Origin of the sequence: Streptomyces sp. NBRC 110028 (assembly GCF_001417735.1) — a bacterium.
Taxonomy (GTDB): domain Bacteria; phylum Actinomycetota; class Actinomycetes; order Streptomycetales; family Streptomycetaceae; genus Streptomyces.
This window is the reverse complement of sequence record NZ_BBUZ01000022.1, coordinates 81056-97012: the sequence shown is the minus strand read 5'-3', so window position 1 is coordinate 97012 and position 15957 is coordinate 81056. Positions and strand designations below refer to the sequence as shown.

15 protein-coding genes and 3 tRNA genes are annotated in these 15957 nt (G+C 71.6%); 8 read left to right on the top strand and 10 right to left on the bottom strand.

The features are described from left to right. Positions 1 to 132: 132 nt before the first annotated feature. Both ASC60_RS00545 and ASC60_RS00540 read left to right on the top strand, forming a co-directional pair. Positions 133 to 1596, top strand: a complete 1464-nt coding sequence (locus ASC60_RS00545; RefSeq protein WP_055545564.1) for a N,N-dimethylformamidase beta subunit family domain-containing protein — start codon at positions 133 to 135, stop codon at positions 1594 to 1596. Between the two features lie 83 nt (positions 1597 to 1679). Then, positions 1680 to 2597, top strand: coding sequence for a phosphoribosylaminoimidazolesuccinocarboxamide synthase (locus ASC60_RS00540; RefSeq protein WP_055545562.1), 918 nt, complete (start codon positions 1680 to 1682; stop codon positions 2595 to 2597). A 53-nt stretch (positions 2598 to 2650) separates the two neighbouring features. Here the strand turns inward: ASC60_RS00540 and ASC60_RS00535 are convergent. The 8 genes from ASC60_RS00535 to ASC60_RS00500 form a co-directional block, all read right to left on the bottom strand. Beyond that, positions 2651 to 2723: transfer RNA gene (locus ASC60_RS00535), tRNA-Gly, on the bottom strand. Positions 2724 to 2828: 105 nt separating this feature from the next. Further along, entirely contained in the window at positions 2829 to 3449 is a 621-nt protein-coding gene (locus ASC60_RS00530; RefSeq protein WP_234356726.1) for a response regulator transcription factor, read from the bottom strand. Further along, positions 3446 to 4699 carry a sensor histidine kinase gene (locus ASC60_RS00525; RefSeq protein WP_055545560.1) on the bottom strand — a complete coding sequence of 418 codons (1254 nt, stop codon included), beginning with the start codon at positions 4697 to 4699 and terminating at the stop codon, positions 3446 to 3448. Before ASC60_RS00525 ends, ASC60_RS00530 begins: the two co-directional genes overlap by 4 nt. Before the next feature lie 37 nt (positions 4700 to 4736). Beyond that, positions 4737 to 5507: an ABC transporter permease gene (locus tag ASC60_RS00520; protein WP_055545558.1), complete on the bottom strand. Its 771-nt coding sequence runs from the start codon at positions 5505 to 5507 to the stop codon at positions 4737 to 4739. 14 nt (positions 5508 to 5521) lie between these two features. Next, positions 5522 to 6514 carry an ABC transporter ATP-binding protein gene (locus tag ASC60_RS00515; RefSeq protein ID WP_055545556.1) on the bottom strand — a complete coding sequence of 331 codons (993 nt, stop codon included), beginning with the start codon at positions 6512 to 6514 and terminating at the stop codon, positions 5522 to 5524. Positions 6515 to 6654: 140 nt separating this feature from the next. Beyond that, positions 6655 to 6730 (bottom strand) — tRNA-Gly (locus ASC60_RS00510). Positions 6731 to 6808: 78 nt separating this feature from the next. Then, a tRNA-Gly gene (locus ASC60_RS00505) sits at positions 6809 to 6880 on the bottom strand. Positions 6881 to 6995: 115 nt separating this feature from the next. Beyond that, a complete protein-coding gene (locus ASC60_RS00500) occupies positions 6996 to 7313 on the bottom strand; it encodes an Lsr2 family protein (RefSeq protein ID WP_055545554.1) in 318 nt (105 codons plus the stop codon). A gap of 308 nt (positions 7314 to 7621) precedes the next feature. Here ASC60_RS00500 and purS point away from each other — a divergent pair, with 308 nt between their 5' ends. The 3 genes from purS (at position 7622) to purL (ending at position 10918) form a co-directional block, all read left to right on the top strand. Further along, a complete protein-coding gene (gene purS / locus ASC60_RS00495; RefSeq protein WP_079038074.1) occupies positions 7622 to 7906 on the top strand; it encodes a phosphoribosylformylglycinamidine synthase subunit PurS in 285 nt (94 codons plus the stop codon). Beyond that, entirely contained in the window at positions 7903 to 8583 is a 681-nt protein-coding gene (gene purQ, locus ASC60_RS00490) for a phosphoribosylformylglycinamidine synthase subunit PurQ (protein WP_055545550.1), read from the top strand. Before purS ends, purQ begins: the two co-directional genes overlap by 4 nt. Before the next feature lie 85 nt (positions 8584 to 8668). Beyond that, a complete protein-coding gene (gene purL, locus ASC60_RS00485; RefSeq protein WP_055545548.1) occupies positions 8669 to 10918 on the top strand; it encodes a phosphoribosylformylglycinamidine synthase subunit PurL in 2250 nt (749 codons plus the stop codon). Positions 10919 to 10973: 55 nt separating this feature from the next. Here the strand turns inward: purL and ASC60_RS00480 are convergent, their stop codons facing one another. Further along, positions 10974 to 11375, bottom strand: coding sequence for a nuclear transport factor 2 family protein (locus ASC60_RS00480; protein WP_055547045.1), 402 nt, complete (start codon positions 11373 to 11375; stop codon positions 10974 to 10976). A 92-nt stretch (positions 11376 to 11467) separates the two neighbouring features. Here ASC60_RS00480 and ASC60_RS00475 point away from each other — a divergent pair, with 92 nt between their 5' ends. From ASC60_RS00475 to purM, 3 genes are all read left to right on the top strand, one after another. Beyond that, positions 11468 to 12265 (top strand): maleylpyruvate isomerase family mycothiol-dependent enzyme, encoded by a 798-nt coding sequence (locus ASC60_RS00475; RefSeq protein WP_055545539.1) that lies wholly within the window; start codon positions 11468 to 11470, stop codon positions 12263 to 12265. A 182-nt stretch (positions 12266 to 12447) separates the two neighbouring features. Next, complete coding sequence (purF, locus tag ASC60_RS00470) at positions 12448 to 14007, top strand: amidophosphoribosyltransferase (RefSeq protein WP_055545537.1); 1560 nt, start codon at positions 12448 to 12450, stop codon at positions 14005 to 14007. A gap of 61 nt (positions 14008 to 14068) precedes the next feature. Further along, positions 14069 to 15139: a phosphoribosylformylglycinamidine cyclo-ligase gene (purM, locus tag ASC60_RS00465; RefSeq protein ID WP_055545535.1), complete on the top strand. Its 1071-nt coding sequence runs from the start codon at positions 14069 to 14071 to the stop codon at positions 15137 to 15139. 134 nt (positions 15140 to 15273) lie between these two features. Here purM and ASC60_RS00460 read toward each other — a convergent pair whose 3' ends face one another. Continuing rightward, positions 15274 to 15534 (bottom strand): DUF3073 domain-containing protein, encoded by a 261-nt coding sequence (locus ASC60_RS00460; protein WP_055545533.1) that lies wholly within the window; start codon positions 15532 to 15534, stop codon positions 15274 to 15276. Between the last annotated feature and the right edge of the window lie 423 nt (positions 15535 to 15957).

Below are 15957 nucleotides of genomic sequence, written 5' to 3'. Positions count from 1 at the left end.
GGACCGGACCACCAGCCCGGTTCACCGACCGGACCCGCGAACCCGGGCCCACAAGGCCCGGACCTGCGGGACGGGCACACACGGCAGCGAGGCGACGGGACGCCGCCGGGGCACGCAGGGAGGGGAACGAGGATGGGGACGGACCAGATCCAGCGCTGGGAGTCCGGGGCACTGGCCCACGCGGTGACGGATCCTTTCGGCCAGGGCCCGCTGCCCTGGCTGCGCACCAGTGAGAACTACTTCGACGACACGGGCCATGTGGTCCCCTGGTACGTGGATCATGGCCACCCCCCCGGGGCCGCGGCGCGGATCCCCGGCCCGCGCACCGCCGACGATGTGCGCCGCCAGATCAAGGGCTTCGCCTCGACCTCCGCCGCCGCCCCCGGCGAGGCCATCGACTTCCGCATCACGGTCGACCCGCCGCAGCAGTTCGGCGTGGACATCTACCGCATCGGCCACTACGGCGGCGACGGCGCGTCGAAGATCACCACCAGTCCGCGGCTGTCCGGCATCGTGCAGCCCCCGCCGCTCACCGCCGACCGCACCGTCTCCTGCCACCACTGGTGGCTGTCCTGGCGGCTGCAGGTCCCCTCGTACTGGAAGCTCGGGGCGTACGTGGCCGTGCTGACCACCGTGGACGGCTACCGCAGCCACATCCCGTTCACGGTCCGCGACGCCCGCCCCGCCGATCTTCTCCTGGTCCTGCCCGACTTCACCTGGCAGGCGTACAACCTCTACCCGGAGGACGGCCGCACCGGCGCCAGCCTCTACCACGCCTGGGACGGGCAGGGCAGGCTGCTCGGCGAGTCGGAGGCGGCCGTCACGGTCTCCTTCGACCGGCCCTACGCGGGCGCGGGGCTGCCGCTGCACGTGGGCCACGCGTACGACGTCATCCGCTGGGCCGAGCGCTACGGCTACGACCTGGCCTACGCCGAGACCCGCGATCTGCACGCCGGTGGCGTCGACCCCACCCGCTACCGCGGCCTGGTCTTCCCCGGCCACGACGAGTACTGGTCGGCCGCGATGCGGCGCACCGTGGAGCGGGCCCGGGACAGCGGCACCTCGCTGGTCTTCCTCTCCGCGAACACCATGTACTGGCAGGTCGAGCTGGCCCCCTCGCCCTCCGGCCCGGACCGCCTGCTGACCTGCCGCAAGCGGCGCGGCCCCGGCCGCGCCGCGCTGTGGCGCGAGTCGGCGCCCGAGCAGCAGCTGATCGGCATCCAGTACGCGGGCCGGGTGCCCGAACCACGGCCGCTGATCGTGCGCAACGGCGGCCACTGGCTGTGGGAGGCCACCGGGGCGGCCGAGGGCGACGAACTGCCCGGGCTGGTCGCGGGCGAGGCCGACCGCTACTTCCCGCGCACCCCGCTGCCCGAGCATCTGCGCCGCATCCTGCTCGCCCACTCCCCGTACGAGGACGGCGAGGGCGCCACCCGGCACCAGGACACCTCCCTCTACCGCGCCCCCAGCGGGGCCCTGGTGTTCGCCTCCGGCACGTTCGCCTGGTCCCCGGCGCTGGACCGGCCGGGGCACCGGGACGAGCGGGTGCAGCGGGCCACGGCGAATCTGCTGGACCGCATCTGCAAGCGGGCGTGAGGGGGCGGGGCGGGGCTGACCGCACCGCCGGGAGGCCGTGGGGGAGAATCGTGGTGGCTTGGACAGAACCACCAGGAGGAAGCGTGTCCGGATTCGTCGAAAAGCCCGAACCGGTGCAGGTTCCGGGCCTTGAGCACCTGCACACCGGCAAGGTGCGCGACCTCTACCGGACCGAGCGCGGTGAGCTGGTCATGGTCGCCAGCGACCGGATCTCCGCGTACGACTGGGTGCTGCCCACCGAGATCCCCGACAAGGGCCGGGTCCTCACCCAGCTCTCCCTGTGGTGGTTCGACCTGCTCGCGGACCTGGTCCCGCACCACGTCCTGTCCACCGAGCTGCCCCCCGGCGCCCCCGCCGACTGGCAGGGCCGCACCCTGGTGTGCCGATCGCTGCGGATGATCCCGGTCGAGGCCGTGGCCCGCGGCTACCTCACCGGCTCGGGCCTCGCCGAGTACGAGCGCAACCGCACCGTCTGCGGGCTCGCCCTGCCCGAGGGGCTGACCGACGGCTCCGAGCTGCCCACTCCGATCTTCACCCCGGCGACCAAGGCCGAGGTCGGCGAGCACGACGAGAACGTGAGCTACGAGGAGGTCGCCCGCCGGATCGGCCCCGAACCCGCCGCCAACCTGCGCCAGATCACCCTCGCGGTGTACGCCCGGGCCCGCGACATCGCCCGTGAGCGGGGCATCATCCTCGCCGACACCAAGTTCGAGTTCGGCTACGCGGAGGCGACCGCGGGCGCGGAGGGCGCCGAGCTGGTCCTCGCCGACGAGGTGCTGACCCCCGACTCGTCCCGCTTCTGGCCCGCCGACACCTGGCAGCCGGGCCGCGCCCAGCCGTCCTTCGACAAGCAGTACGTCCGCGACTGGCTGACCTCCCCGGCCTCCGGCTGGGACCGGCACGGCGAGCAGCCCCCGCCGCCGCTGCCGGCGGAGGTCGTGGAGCGGACGCGGTCGAAGTACGTGGAGGCGTACGAGCGGCTGACCGGCATCAGCTGGTAGGACCCCGGGCACGACAAGGGCCCCGGTCGCATCGACCGGGGCCCTTGATCCGGAGCGGACGACGAGGCTCGAACTCGCGACCTCAACCTTGGCAAGGTTGCGCTCTACCAACTGAGCTACGTCCGCCTGCGCCGCCGGTTTCCCGTTCGGCGCGCCTCCACTATAACCAAACCTCCGGCCGCCGCCACCACCACCGGGAACAAACCCCCGCGATCCCGCATGACCCGGCCGCTACAGCCAGCCCCGCTCGCGCGCCCGGCGGACCGCCGCGTGGCGGTTCTCGGCGTGCAGCTTGGCCGCCGCCGCGGACAGATAGTTGCGCACCGTCCCCGGGGACAGCGCCGCCCGCCGGGCGATCTCCGCGATGGACGCCCCGTCCGCCGCCAGATCCAGCAGCTCCGTCTCGCGCGCGGTGAGCGGGGAGTCGCCCGCGCTGATCGCGTCGGCGGCCAGGTCCGGGTCCACGTACCGGCTGCCGCCGTGCACCGACCGGATGATCTCGGCGAGCTGCCGCGCCGAGGCGGTCTTCGGCACGAACCCGCGCGCCCCCGCCTCCAGCGCCCGCTTGAGGTGGCCCGGTTTGCCGTGGCTGGTCACGATCATGGTCCGGCAGTCCGGCAGCTCGGACCGCAGCGCCGCCGCGACCCCGACCCCGTCCGTGACCGGCATCTGCAGGTCCAGCACGGCCACATCGGGCCGGTGCGCCCGCGCCATCGCCAGCGCCTCCGGGCCGGAAGCGGCCTCGGCGACCACCAGCAGGTCGTCCTCCAGGGACAGCAGCGCGGCGAGCGCACCGCGGATCAGGTGCTCATCGTCGGCGAGCAGCACCCGGATCACCTCGCCGTCGTTCACGCGGCGCCCTCCAGCCGGAGTTCGGCCCGCAGCCGGTACGTCCCGACGCCGTCGCCGGGACCGGAGTCCAGCGTGCCGCCCAGCGCCGCGAGCCTCTCCCGCAGCCCCTTCAGCCCGCTGCCCTCCCCGGTCCCGGCTTCCGCCCCGGCACCGGCCCCCGTTCCGGTCCGGAGTCCCGTGGGCACTCCGTCGTTCTCCATCTCCAGCACCGCCGTCCCCGCCCGCACCCGGACCCGGATCGCGCACCGTCCGGCGTCCGCGTGCCGCAGCACGTTCGTCGTCCCCTCCCGGACCACCCAGCCCAGCGCGGACCGCACCGCCTCGGGCAGCGGCGTCCCGCCGCCGTCCTCGGCCGGGCAGTCGACGCGGCAGTCGACCCGGGCCGCGCTAAGCACCGAGCGTGCCCCGGCCAGCTCCACCTGCAGATCCGCCTCCCGGTAGCCGCGCACCACGCCCCGGACCTCCATCTGGGTCTCGTGCGCGATCCGCTGCACCTCCACCATCTGGTCCACCGCCTCGGGCCGCTCCCGTCGGGCCAGTTGCACCGCCAGCTCGCTCTTGAGGGCGATCACGGCCAGGTTCCGTCCCATCACATCGTGCAGGTCCCGGCCGAAGCGCAGCCGTTCCTCCGCGACCGCCAGCCGCGCCTGCACCTCCCGGTTGGCGTCCACCTCGTACATCACCTGCACCATCCACCCCGAGCAGCGGACCGTGAACAGACACAGCGCCCCGGCCCCGGCGACCCCGAGGACGGCCCCCAGCGGGGCGGCGAGCCCCGGCCGGACCACCGCCTCCGCCACGGCCAGCGCCGCCGCGATCCCCGTGTGCACGGCGGCGAAGGTACGCATCGGCAGCAGCAGCGCGTACGGGGTGGCGAGCGGCAGCAGGGTGAGCGTGACGGTCCGGGCGGCCGCCCCCGGCTGGTGCGGTCCGCCGGTCGCCTGGAGCACCAGCCCGATCCCCAGCCCCGCGGCGGCCAGGACGATGGCGAGGCCCGGCAGCCGGCGGTCCACCGGGCGGCCGTGGAGATAGTGGTCGAGGCCGCGCCGCAACAGCGGGAGGGCGAGCGCGCTCTGCACCGTGGACAGGCCCAGCAGCGACCACTTCAGCGCGGGTGGCGAGCCCCGCAGCCCCTCCACCAGCGGTGCGCACAGCGCGAGCTGGTAGAACCACGGCAGCGTGTAGAGCATCCACCGGGTGAACAGCTCCACCCGTTTCAGCCGCGCGGCCCCGCGCCATCGCCGTATCACGAACCCCGCATCCCCTCGCTCGCCCGGCCTCGTCCGGTCAGCGCCGCGGTTCCCAGCGGAACCGCTTGCGCACGGACCACCCTGCCAGCACCGTCCAGGCCAGCGCCGTCGTGAGGCTGCCCAGGACGTCGACCACGCCCATGTCCCCGGTCCAGCCGGCCCGTACGAGGTCGACCACCGGGGTCAGCGGCAACAGCTCGCACACCGAAGCCACCTGGTCCGGCATCACGTCCAGCGGCACGAACAGACCGGACCCGACCATCGACAGCATCATCATCGGCACCGGCGTCAGCTGGGCGGACTCCGCGGTCTTGGTGAACGCGGCGGTCGCGGCGGCCAGCATCACCATCTGCACCACACCGACCGCGATCCCGACTACGGCCAGATACGGGGCCTTCGGCGCGGACACGTCGAGCGCGACGCTCACCCCGCCCACCAGCAGCACACATTGGACGAGCCCGAGCAGGACGGCGGGGAGCGCGGACCCGGACAGGATCTCGGAATCGGTCAGCTCCCCGGCGCGCAGCCGCTTGAGGACCAGGCCCTCACGGCGGATCACATAGACGCCGACGAGGTTCATGTAGACGGCCAGCACCAGGGCCATGCCGATCGAACCGGGCACCAGCAGCGTGCCCAGGTCCAGCCCGGTGCCCCCCAGGTCGACGCCCTCGACGGCCGTCTTCATGCTGTACGTGAGCATGCCGGGCAGCACCAGCGCGTACGCCAGCGCGGCCTTGTTGCGGGCCAGCAGGGTCAGTTCGCCGCGGGCCAGCGCGAAGACGCGCCCCCGGGCGACGGTCGGTGCCATCGTGCTCGTACCGCTCACTGTGCCGCCCCCTGGGCCGTCGGTGCCGTCTGTGTCGTGTCCGCCGTGTCCGCCGTGTCGACGGTGCTCGCGATGTGCAGGAACGCCTCTTCCAGCGAGGCCGACCGGGCGTCGAGCCCGCTGAGTCCGATCCGCCGCTCCCGCGCCCACAGCAGCACCTCGGTGGCGGTGTGCTGGAGGTCCCTGGTGCGCAGCCGCACGGCCCGGCCCACCGAGTCCCGTTCGAGGGCGCCCAGCGCGGCGGGCGGCGGGAGGTCGTCGGTGGAGGCGCCCTCGGGCAGGGTGAAGGACAGGCGCGAGGGCCGCGCGGCCACGATGTCCGCGACCCGGCCGGAGGTGGCGATCCGTCCCGCGTGCATGATCGCGAGCCGGTCGGCCAGCGCCTCGGCCTCCTCCAGGTAGTGCGTGGTCAGCAGCACCGTGGTGCCCTGATCGCGCAGCGTCCGCACCAGCTCCCAGGTGTCCCGCCGCCCCTCCGCGTCCAGTCCGGTGGTCGGTTCGTCGAGGAACAGCACCTCGGGGCGGCCGAGCAGGGCGAGCGCCAGGTCCAGCCGGCGCCGCTCGCCGCCGGAGAGCATCTTGACCCGTACGTCCGCCCGCCCGGCCAGCCCCACCAGCTCCAGCCCCTCCCGGACCGGCCGGGCGCCGCTGGTGCACCCCGCCCACATCCGCGCGGTCTCGGCGACGGTCAGCTCGGGCGGGAGGCCGCCTTCCTGGAGCATCATCCCGATCCGCGGCCGCACCTTCCCCCGCTCCCGGTACGGGTCGTGGCCGAGGACCCGCACCGTGCCGCCGGTCGGGGCGGCGAGCCCTTCCAGCAGTTCGACGGTGGAGGTCTTGCCCGCGCCATTCGTGCCCAGCAGCGCGAACAGCTCACCGCGCGCCACCGAGAACGAGATGCCCCGCACCGCGTCGAACCCCCGGGCCCCGCTCGGCCCATAGCGCCGCCGCAGTTCGTCGACCGCGATCGCGTTCTCTGCTCGATCCATGGCTCCAGGCTTTCGCCGCCCGGGGGAGCCTTGTAGTGCGGGCTGTCATCGGCCTCGATGACAAATGTCATCGGGAGAGTGAGCCGGACAACAGAAAGACCTGGGGCGCCAGTCGAATCGACTGGCGCCCCAGGTCTTCATGGAGCGGACGACGAGGTTCGAACTCGCGACCTCAACCTTGGCAAGGTTGCGCTCTACCAACTGAGCTACGTCCGCATGCCTCCGACCGGCTTTCACCGATCGGCGCGCGCATCACTCTACTGGATCTCCCGAAGGGGAACGAAGAGTGATGAGAGCGGGTGACAGGGATCGCACACTGCGCCTCCCCCTTGGAAAGGGGGCGCTCTACTACTGAGCTACACCCGCATGGTGTGTTCCTCGGGGTTTTGGCCTTCCGGCCTCGCCCCTCGGCGTGCTCCAGACTCTAGCGGACCACCCGGGGTGTTGTGCAACTCGGCTGAACGCCACCTGAACGAGCGGTTCAGCAGGACTCGTTGAAAGCCTCGTAGACCTTCTTGGGGATGCGCCCCCGCGGCGGCACCTCCATGCCGTGCGACCGCGCCCAGGCGCGCACCGCGGCCGGGTCCGGGGCCACGGAGGTGCGGCGGTAGGTCCTGCCGGAGCGGGACCGCTTGCGGCCCGCCTCCACGAACGGGGCGAGGGTGTCGCGAAGTTTCGAGGCATTGGCGGCGGTGAGGTCGATCTCGTACGACTTGCCGTCCAGGCCGAACGTGACCGTCTCCTCGGCAGCCCCTCCGTCGATGTCGTCGGAGAGCGTGACTACTACGCGCTGTGCCACGGATATCGGTCCTTTCGGGCTGCATCGTTGCGTTGACGTGCAAAGATGTCAGCTGTCCAGTTGTTAGCGAACAATGCTTTTTCATTTGTACAGCGACCGGCATTGCATTGTGAAGCCCCGGTAATTCCGTCAGCGTGTCACATCACAATCCGGACGACGCGTTTTTGCTGGAACTTCCCCCGGTGGTTGTCGCGGATGGGCCGTGGCTGATGCGCGCATGTGACCCCGAACGAATATCTACCCGCGTAGATTTTTGCTCGGGGTAGGCTTGGGCCACCGCCTTACGCACCAGCACCACACCATCGGGAGTGCCAGTGGCACGCGTCGTAGTCGACGTCATGCTCAAGCCGGAGATCCTCGACCCCCAGGGCCAGGCGGTGCAGCGCGCACTGCCCCGCCTCGGTTTCGAGGGCATCGCCGACGTCCGTCAGGGCAAGCGCTTTGAACTCGAAGTGGAGGGCCCGGTCGACGACGCCGCCCTCGCCCGTATCCACGAGATCGCCGAAACCTTCCTCGCCAACACCGTGATCGAGGACTTCGATGTGAAGGTCGAGGCCGCCGGGGCCGGCGCCACCGCGAAGGCGGAGTCGTGACCGCACGCGTCGGAGTCGTCACTTTCCCCGGAACCCTCGACGACCGCGACACCCAGCGCGCGGTCCGGACCGCCGGCCTCGAGGCCGTACCGCTGTGGCACCGTGACAAGGACCTCAAGCAGGTCGACGCGGTGATCCTGCCGGGCGGCTTCTCCTACGGCGACTATCTGCGAGCCGGAGCGATCTCCCGCTTCTCCCCGGTAATGGAGACCGTCATCGCCCAGGCGAAGGCGGGTATGCCGGTGCTTGGCATCTGCAATGGGTTCCAGGTTCTCACCGAGACCCATCTGCTGCCCGGCGCGATGCTGCGCAACAACCATCTGCACTTCATCTGCCGCGACCAGAAGTTGCGGGTGGAAAACGCGGAGACCGCCTGGACGCGCTCGTACGAGCAGGGCCAGGAGATCAACATCCCGCTGAAGAACATCGACGGCCGCTATGTCGCCGACGAGCGCGTCCTCGATGAACTCGAGGCCGAGGGGCGCGTCGTCTTCCGCTATCAGGAGCTGAACCCCAACGGCTCCCTGCGCGACATCGCCGGGATCTCCAATGCGGAGGGCAATGTCGTCGGCCTCATGCCGCACCCCGAGCACGCCGTCGAGCCGCTGATCGGCACCGGTCGCACCGACGGGCTCGGATTCTTCACCTCGATCCTCAAGAGGCTGGTCAGCGCATGACCCTGGACGCCGGAACAGCCGAGGGAGCGACTGAGCGCCCCAGCTCGCGACCACAGAACCACATCGCGCGAAGGAGCGACCGAGCGTGACCCTCGACACTGTCAAGCACGCCGCCCAGACCCCGGACACCGATCAGCCCTGGGCCGAGCTGGGGCTGAAGCAGGACGAGTACGAGCGCATCCGCGCCATCCTGGGCCGCCGGCCCACCGGCGCCGAGCTGGCCATGTACTCCGTCATGTGGTCCGAGCACTGCTCGTACAAGTCGAGCAAGGTCCACCTGCGGCAGTTCGGCGAGAAGGCCCCCGAGACCGACGCCCTGCTCGTCGGCATAGGCGAGAACGCGGGCGTGGTCGACGTCGGCCAGGGGTACGCGGTCACCTTCAAGGTCGAGTCGCACAACCACCCCTCGTACGTCGAGCCCTACCAGGGTGCGGCCACCGGCGTCGGCGGCATCGTCCGCGACATCCTCGCCATGGGCGCCCGCCCGGTCGCCGTCATGGACCCGCTGCGCTTCGGCGCCGCCGACCACCCCGACACCAAGCGGGTGCTGCCCGGTGTCGTCGCCGGCATCGGCGGCTACGGCAACTGCCTGGGCCTGCCCAACATCGGCGGCGAGGTCGTCTTCGACCCCTGCTACCAGGGGAACCCGCTGGTCAACGCCCTGTGCGTGGGCGTGATGAAGCACGAGGACATCCATCTGGCCAAGGCGTCCGGCGCGGGTAACAAGGTCATTCTCTACGGCGCCCGCACCGGCGGCGACGGCATCGGCGGCGTCTCCGTGCTCGCCTCCGAGACGTTCGACGACACTAAGCCCGCCAAGCGCCCCGCCGTCCAGGTCGGCGACCCGTTCCAGGAGAAGCTGCTCATCGAGTGCACCCTGGAGATCTTCAGGGAAGACCTGGTCGAGGGCATCCAGGACCTCGGCGGCGCGGGGCTCTCCTGTGCCACCAGCGAGCTGGCCAGCGCCGGCTCCGGCGGCATGCGCGTCGAGCTGGACACCGTGCCGCTGCGCGACTCCTCGCTCTCCCCCGAGGAGATCCTGATGAGCGAGTCGCAGGAGCGCATGTGCGCGATCGTGACGCCGGAGAAGGCCGACCGCTTCCTGGAGATCTGCGAGAAGTGGGACGTCATCGCCACCGTGATCGGTGAGGTCACCGACGGCGAGCGGCTGGAGATCTTCTGGCACGGCGAGCAGATCGTGGACGTGCCGCCGCGCACCGTCGCCCACGAGGGCCCGGTGTACGAGCGCCCCTACGCCCGCCCCGACTGGCAGGACACCCTCCAGGCCGACGACGCGGGCAAGCTGCCCCGCCCGGCCACCGGGGACGAGCTGCGCGAGCAGGTGCTGCGCGTGATCTCCTCCCCGAACCAGGCGTCCAAGTCCTGGGTCACCGACCAGTACGACCGCTTCGTGCAGGGCAACACGGTCCTCGCCCAGCCCGAGGACTCCGGCATGGTGCGGGTCGACGAGGAGACCGGGCTCGGTGTCGCCGTCGCCACGGACGGCAACGGCCGGTACGCCAAGCTCGACCCGTACGCGGGCGCGCAGCTGGCCCTCGCCGAGTCGTACCGCAACGTCGCCGCGTCCGGCGCCAAGCCGCTCGCGATCTCCAACTGCCTCAACTTCGGCTCGCCGGAGGACCCCGCGGTCATGTGGCAGTTCGCGGAGGCCACCCGCGGCCTGGCGGACGGCTGCCAGATCCTGGGCACCCCGGTCACCGGCGGCAACGTCTCCCTGTACAACCAGACCGGGGAGACGGCCATCCACCCGACGCCGGTCGTCGCCGTCCTCGGCGTGATCGACGATGTCGCGCGGCGCACGCCGATGGCGTTCGCCGAGGAGGGCCAGCTGCTCTACCTGCTCGGCGACACCGCCGAGGAGCTGGGCGGCTCGGCCTGGTCGCAGGTCATCCACGACCACCTGGGCGGGCTGCCGCCCGCGGTGGACCTGGAGCGCGAGCGGCTGCTCGCCGAGATCCTGATCTCCGCCTCCCGTGACGGCATGGTGGACGCGGCCCACGACCTGTCCGACGGCGGTCTGATCCAGGCCGTGACCGAGTCGTGCCTGCGCGGCGGCAAGGGCGCCCGGATCGTCGTCCCCGACGGCGTGGACCCCTTCGTGCTGCTGTTCTCCGAGTCCGCCGGGCGCGCCGTCGTCGCCGTCCCGCGCAGCGAGGAGATCCGCTTCAACGACATGTGCGGCGCCCGCGGGCTTCCCGCGACCCGGATCGGGGTCGTGGACGGCGAGACGATCGACGTCCAGGGCCAGTTCTCGATCCCGCTGGCGGAGCTGCGGGAGCCCTACGAGGCGACCATTCCCGGCCTGCTGGCCTGAGCGCCCGTCGGGCTTGGCCCCGCCCCGGTGGGCGGGGCCAAGCCCGACGGCCGCGTCATCCCTTCGCCCAGAAGGCGTCGGCGGCGTCGATGTCCTCGACGCAGTAGTCGATGTCGCTGATCTTCCCGCCGACGATGGTGAAGAACAGCCCGGTCTTCATGTCCAGCGTGCGGTTGCCGCGTTCGGCGCGGAGGTGGTGGCCGGAGATCACATGCCCGCGCCCGTCGGGCATCACCGTCTCCAGATCGAACCGCAGTGTGCCGCCGGTCTCCTCGTACTCGGTGCGGTACAGCTGCATGCACGCGTCCCGGCCCTTGTGATGTCCGGAGATCATGTTGTCACCGGGCACATGGTGGACGACGTCCGCCGTCATCAGTGAGCCGACGGTGTCCAGGTCGCCCTGCTGGAACGCGGTGCATGCGCGGCGCACCACGGCGGCATCGGGGTGCTCGCCCATGGTCATTCACACCTTTCGTATCGATAGATACCCCTCTGTCCCCTTCTTTCATCCTCCGCCCACCCCACCGGAGTGTCGATAGGGTCGGCGCCATGCCGCCCCGTTCCCGCGCCCGCGCCCGCAACTACGACCCCGCCAAGACCCGCGCCGCCGTGACCGCACAGCTGCGGCACGTCCAGGAGGCGGTGCGGGGGCTGGACGAGGAGCGGCTGGCCGCGCCCACCCGGCTCGGCGACTGGTCGGTCCGCGAGCTGATCGCGCATCTGTCGATGGCGGTGGGAGCGGTCGCCCGTCATCTGGAGGACCCCGCGCCGCCCGCGCGGGAGATCGACGCCACCGGCTGGGCGGCCGCCACCGCGGGGCGCGCCGAGGCGATCGACGAGGACACCCGCGCCCTCGCGGCGAGCGTCGCGGCGCCTGATGAGCTGCTGGAGCAGGCCGCCGCCCGGTTCGCCGAGCTGGCCCCGGCGGCGCCGGGGGAGCGGTTGCTGGCGGCCCGGGTCGGGGCGATACGGCTGGACGACTTCCTCGTCACCCGCTGCGCCGAGCTGGTCGTCCACACCGACGATCTGGCGGCGGCCACGGGGCTGGACGTGCCGTACGACCGTCAGGCGCTGGCCACCGCCGTCCGGCTGCTGGCCGACGGCATGGCGGCGAAGGCGCCCGGCGGGTCGGTCGAGCTGCGCATCCCGCCGTTCGCCGTCGTGCAGTGCGTGGAGGGCCCCCGGCACACCCGCGGCACCCCGCCGAACGTCGTCGAGACGAACCCGCTGACGTGGGTCCGGCTGGCCGGCGGCCGGATCGGCTGGGCCGAGGCGCTGGAGGCCGGTGAGGTGACGGCGAGCGGTGAGCGCGCCGATCTCACCGGGTATCTCCCCGTGCTCCGCTAGCGGCCGAGGGCGGTGTGATCCTCGCCCCAGCCGCAGACGCCCGTCGATGGCCGGAATCGGCCGTACGCAGGCCGGATCGGGGGTCGGGGGAGGCCGGGAGCGAGTCTTTCGCGGATGTGACATACACCCTCTATCGGGTCCCTCGTTCGGCCGCACCGCGGAACTGGCCTAGACTCGATGCCGTGCCACGTGGTGACGGACGACTCAGCCACGACCTGCTCCCCGGTGAGAAGGGCCCCCAGGACGCTTGCGGCGTCTTCGGAGTCTGGGCGCCGGGTGAAGAGGTCGCCAAACTCACCTATTTCGGGCTGTACGCGCTGCAGCACCGCGGTCAGGAGTCCGCGGGCATCGCAGTGAGCAACGGCTCCCAGATCCTCGTCTTCAAGGACATGGGTCTGGTCTCGCAAGTCTTCGACGAGACCTCCCTCGGCTCCCTGCTGGGCCACATCGCGGTCGGTCATGCCCGCTACTCCACCACCGGTGCCTCGGTGTGGGAGAACGCGCAGCCGACGTTCCGGGCGACCGCCCACGGCTCGATCGCGCTGGGCCACAACGGGAATCTGGTCAACACCGCCGAGCTGGCGGAGCTGGTCGGGTCCCTGCCCAGGGACAGGGGCCGGGCCACCCAGGTCGCGGCCACCAACGACACCGACCTGGTCACCGCCCTCCTCGCGGGGCAGGTCGACGAGGACGGCAAGGCGCTGACCGTCGAACAGGCCGCCCCGATCGTGCTGCCGAAGGTCAAGGGCGCTTTCAGCCTCTGCTTCATGGACGAGCACACGCTGTACGCCGCCCGGGACCCGCAGGGCATCCGCCCGCTGGTGCTCGGCCGCCTGGAGCGCGGCTGGGTGGTGGCGTCCGAGACGGCGGCCCTGGACATCGTGGGTGCGTCCTTCATCCGGGAGATCGAGCCCGGTGAGATGGTCGCGATCGACGAGAACGGCCTGCGCTCCACGACGTTCGCCCCGGCCCGGCCCAAGGGCTGCGTCTTCGAGTACGTGTACCTGGCGCGCCCCGACACCGACATCGCGGGCCGCAATGTCTACCTCTCGCGCGTCGAGATGGGCCGGCGGCTGGCCAAGGAGGCCCCGGCCGACGCCGACCTCGTCATAGCGACGCCGGAGTCCGGCACCCCGGCCGCCGTCGGGTACGCCGAGGCGAGCGGGATTCCGTACGGCTCCGGGCTGGTCAAGAACTCTTACGTCGGCCGGACCTTCATCCAGCCCTCGCAGACCATCCGGCAGCTCGGCATCCGGCTCAAGCTGAACCCCCTCAAGGAGGTCATCCGGGGCAAGCGGCTGGTGGTCGTGGACGACTCGATCGTCCGCGGCAACACCCAGCGCGCCCTGGTGCGGATGCTCCGCGAGGCCGGTGCGCTGGAAGTGCACATCCGGATCAGCAGCCCGCCCATCAAGTGGCCCTGCTTCTTCGGCATCGACTTCGCGACCCGCGCCGAGCTGATCGCCAACGGGCTGTCGACCGAGGAGATCGGCAAGTCGCTGGGCGCCGACTCCCTCGCGTACATCTCCACCGACGGCATGATCGAGGCGACCACGATCGCCAAGCCGAATCTGTGCCGCGCCTGCTTCGACGGCGAGTACCCGATGGACCTGCCGGACCCGGGGCTGCTGGGCAAGCATCTGCTGGAGTCGGAGACGCAGAGCCAGAGCAGCGCCGACGCCGACGGCGTGCGGACGCTGACCGCCGGCGTCGGCGGCGCCGACGCGCTCCGCCGCCCGTAGCAGGCCCCGGGCACCCGGCCCTCGTATGTCGCTTTTCCGAAACGAAAGAACCCAAGGTCACATGTCTGAGTCCACTGGTGCCAGCTACGCCGCCGCGGGCGTCGACATCGAGGCGGGCGACCGCGCCGTCGAGCTGATGAAGGAGTGGGTCAAGAAGGCCGGCCGGCCGGAGGTCGTGGGCGGCCTCGGCGGCTTCGCCGGCCTCTTCGACGCCTCCGCGCTCGCCCGCTACCGGCGCCCGCTGCTGGCGTCCGCGACGGACGGCGTGGGCACCAAGGTGGACATCGCGCGCCGGATGGGCGTGTACGACACGGTCGGCCACGACCTGGTCGGCATGGTCGTGGACGACCTGGTGGTGTGCGGCGCCGAGCCGCTGTTCATGACCGACTACATCTGCGTCGGCAAGGTCCACCCGGAGCGGGTCGCCGCCCTCGTCAAGGGCATCGCCGAGGGCTGTGCGCTGGCGGGCTGCGCGCTGGTCGGCGGCGAGACCGCCGAGCACCCGGGGCTGCTGGGCGCCGATGACTTCGACGTCGCCGGGGCCGGTACGGGCGTCGTCGAGGCGGACGCGGTGCTGGGCGCGGATCGCATCCGTACAGGGGACGTGGTGATCGCCATGGCCTCGTCCGGACTTCACTCGAACGGGTACTCACTCGTCCGCCATGTGCTCTTCGACCGGGCCGGCTGGGCGCTGGACCGCGAGGTGCCGGAGCTGGGCCGGACGCTGGGGGAGGAGCTGCTGGAGCCGACCCGGATCTACTCGCTGGACTGCCTGGCCCTCACCCGCACGGCCGAGGTGCACGCCTTCTCGCACATCACCGGCGGCGGGCTCGCCAACAACCTGGCCCGGGTCATCCCCGACGGCTTGCGCGCGGTGGTGGACCGCTCGACCTGGACCCCCGGCGCGATCTTCGACCTGGTGGGGCGGCTCGGCTCGGTAGAGCGGCTGGAGCTGGAGAAGACCCTCAACATGGGCGTCGGCATGATGGCCGTCGTGCCGGGCGCGTCGGTGGACGTCGCGCTGGCCACCCTGGAGGACCGCGGGGTGCACGCCTGGGTCAGCGGAGAGATCACCGACCGTACGGCCGGTGACACGGAAGCGGTGACGCTGACCGGTGACTACGCGAGCTGAGTCGGCCGCGCCCGGCGCGCGGACAGCACAGAAGCCGGTCCGAGGCGGCTGCCCCGGACCGGCGGAGGTGCGGCGATTGCCGAGCGCCTGGAATGTGGTGGAAGGATCAACCCCGCTGGTGCGGGAACCACATTTCAGGCACGGCGACGTTGCACGGACGAGTCCGACCGGTCGTCGTCCTCGTCATCGTCGTCGTTGTACAGATCCGCGTACTGTGCGTACGGGTCATCGTCCAGCTCATCGTCATCCTCGAACGGCTCGCCATTCGGCGGCTGGTTCGATGTCGGCGATGCGCCCAGCTCCTCGGCCAGGCGTGAGAGGTCCGTCCCGCCGCTGTTGTACTTCAGCTGGCGGGCGACCTTCGTCTGCTTGGCCTTGGCCCGGCCGCGCCCCATGGCTCGACCCCCTCAACGACGGGGCTCGACGGCCCCAGAGTCTTGACACGCGTTCACGTTCATGAATCGGAGCGGACTCCCCAAAAGAGAGACCGGCCCGTAGGGCTTCAACGGTACCTGCTTCTGTGGCCATACGGTACGTCGCCCACACGACGTGCCACGAGGCAGAACCCGCGAGGCGCCCCGTCCCCGCTGGTCAGCTGCGATTTTAACCTGTCTCGTGGGCCGACCCGCCGAGGGGCCGTGAGGGATCTCTCGCCAAGGGGTCCCATACCGGCCGGTACGGCGTGCCCGGAAGAGCTTTCCCGCTCCCCACACGGCCTGTCGCGGCGGCTCATCGCGGCGGCTCATCGCGGCGGTCCGGCGGCGATCCGGCGGCGGTCGAGCGACGTCCGGGCGACGCCCAGGTGGCCCCCGGGCGGC

Coding starts and splice junctions, on each gene's coding strand:
- ASC60_RS00545 (WP_055545564.1), top strand. CDS start 133: ATGGGGACGGACCAGATCCAGCGCTGGGAGTCCGGGGCACTGGCCCAC.
- ASC60_RS00520 (WP_055545558.1), bottom strand. CDS start 5,507: ATGGCACCGACCGTCGCCCGGGGGCGCGTCTTCGCGCTGGCCCGCGGC.
- ASC60_RS00515 (WP_055545556.1), bottom strand. CDS start 6,514: ATGGATCGAGCAGAGAACGCGATCGCGGTCGACGAACTGCGGCGGCGC.
- ASC60_RS00480 (WP_055547045.1), bottom strand. CDS start 11,375: ATGGGCGAGCACCCCGATGCCGCCGTGGTGCGCCGCGCATGCACCGCG.
- ASC60_RS00475 (WP_055545539.1), top strand. CDS start 11,468: ATGCCGCCCCGTTCCCGCGCCCGCGCCCGCAACTACGACCCCGCCAAG.
- purM (WP_055545535.1), top strand. CDS start 14,069: ATGTCTGAGTCCACTGGTGCCAGCTACGCCGCCGCGGGCGTCGACATC.
- ASC60_RS00460 (WP_055545533.1), bottom strand. CDS start 15,534: ATGGGGCGCGGCCGGGCCAAGGCCAAGCAGACGAAGGTCGCCCGCCAG.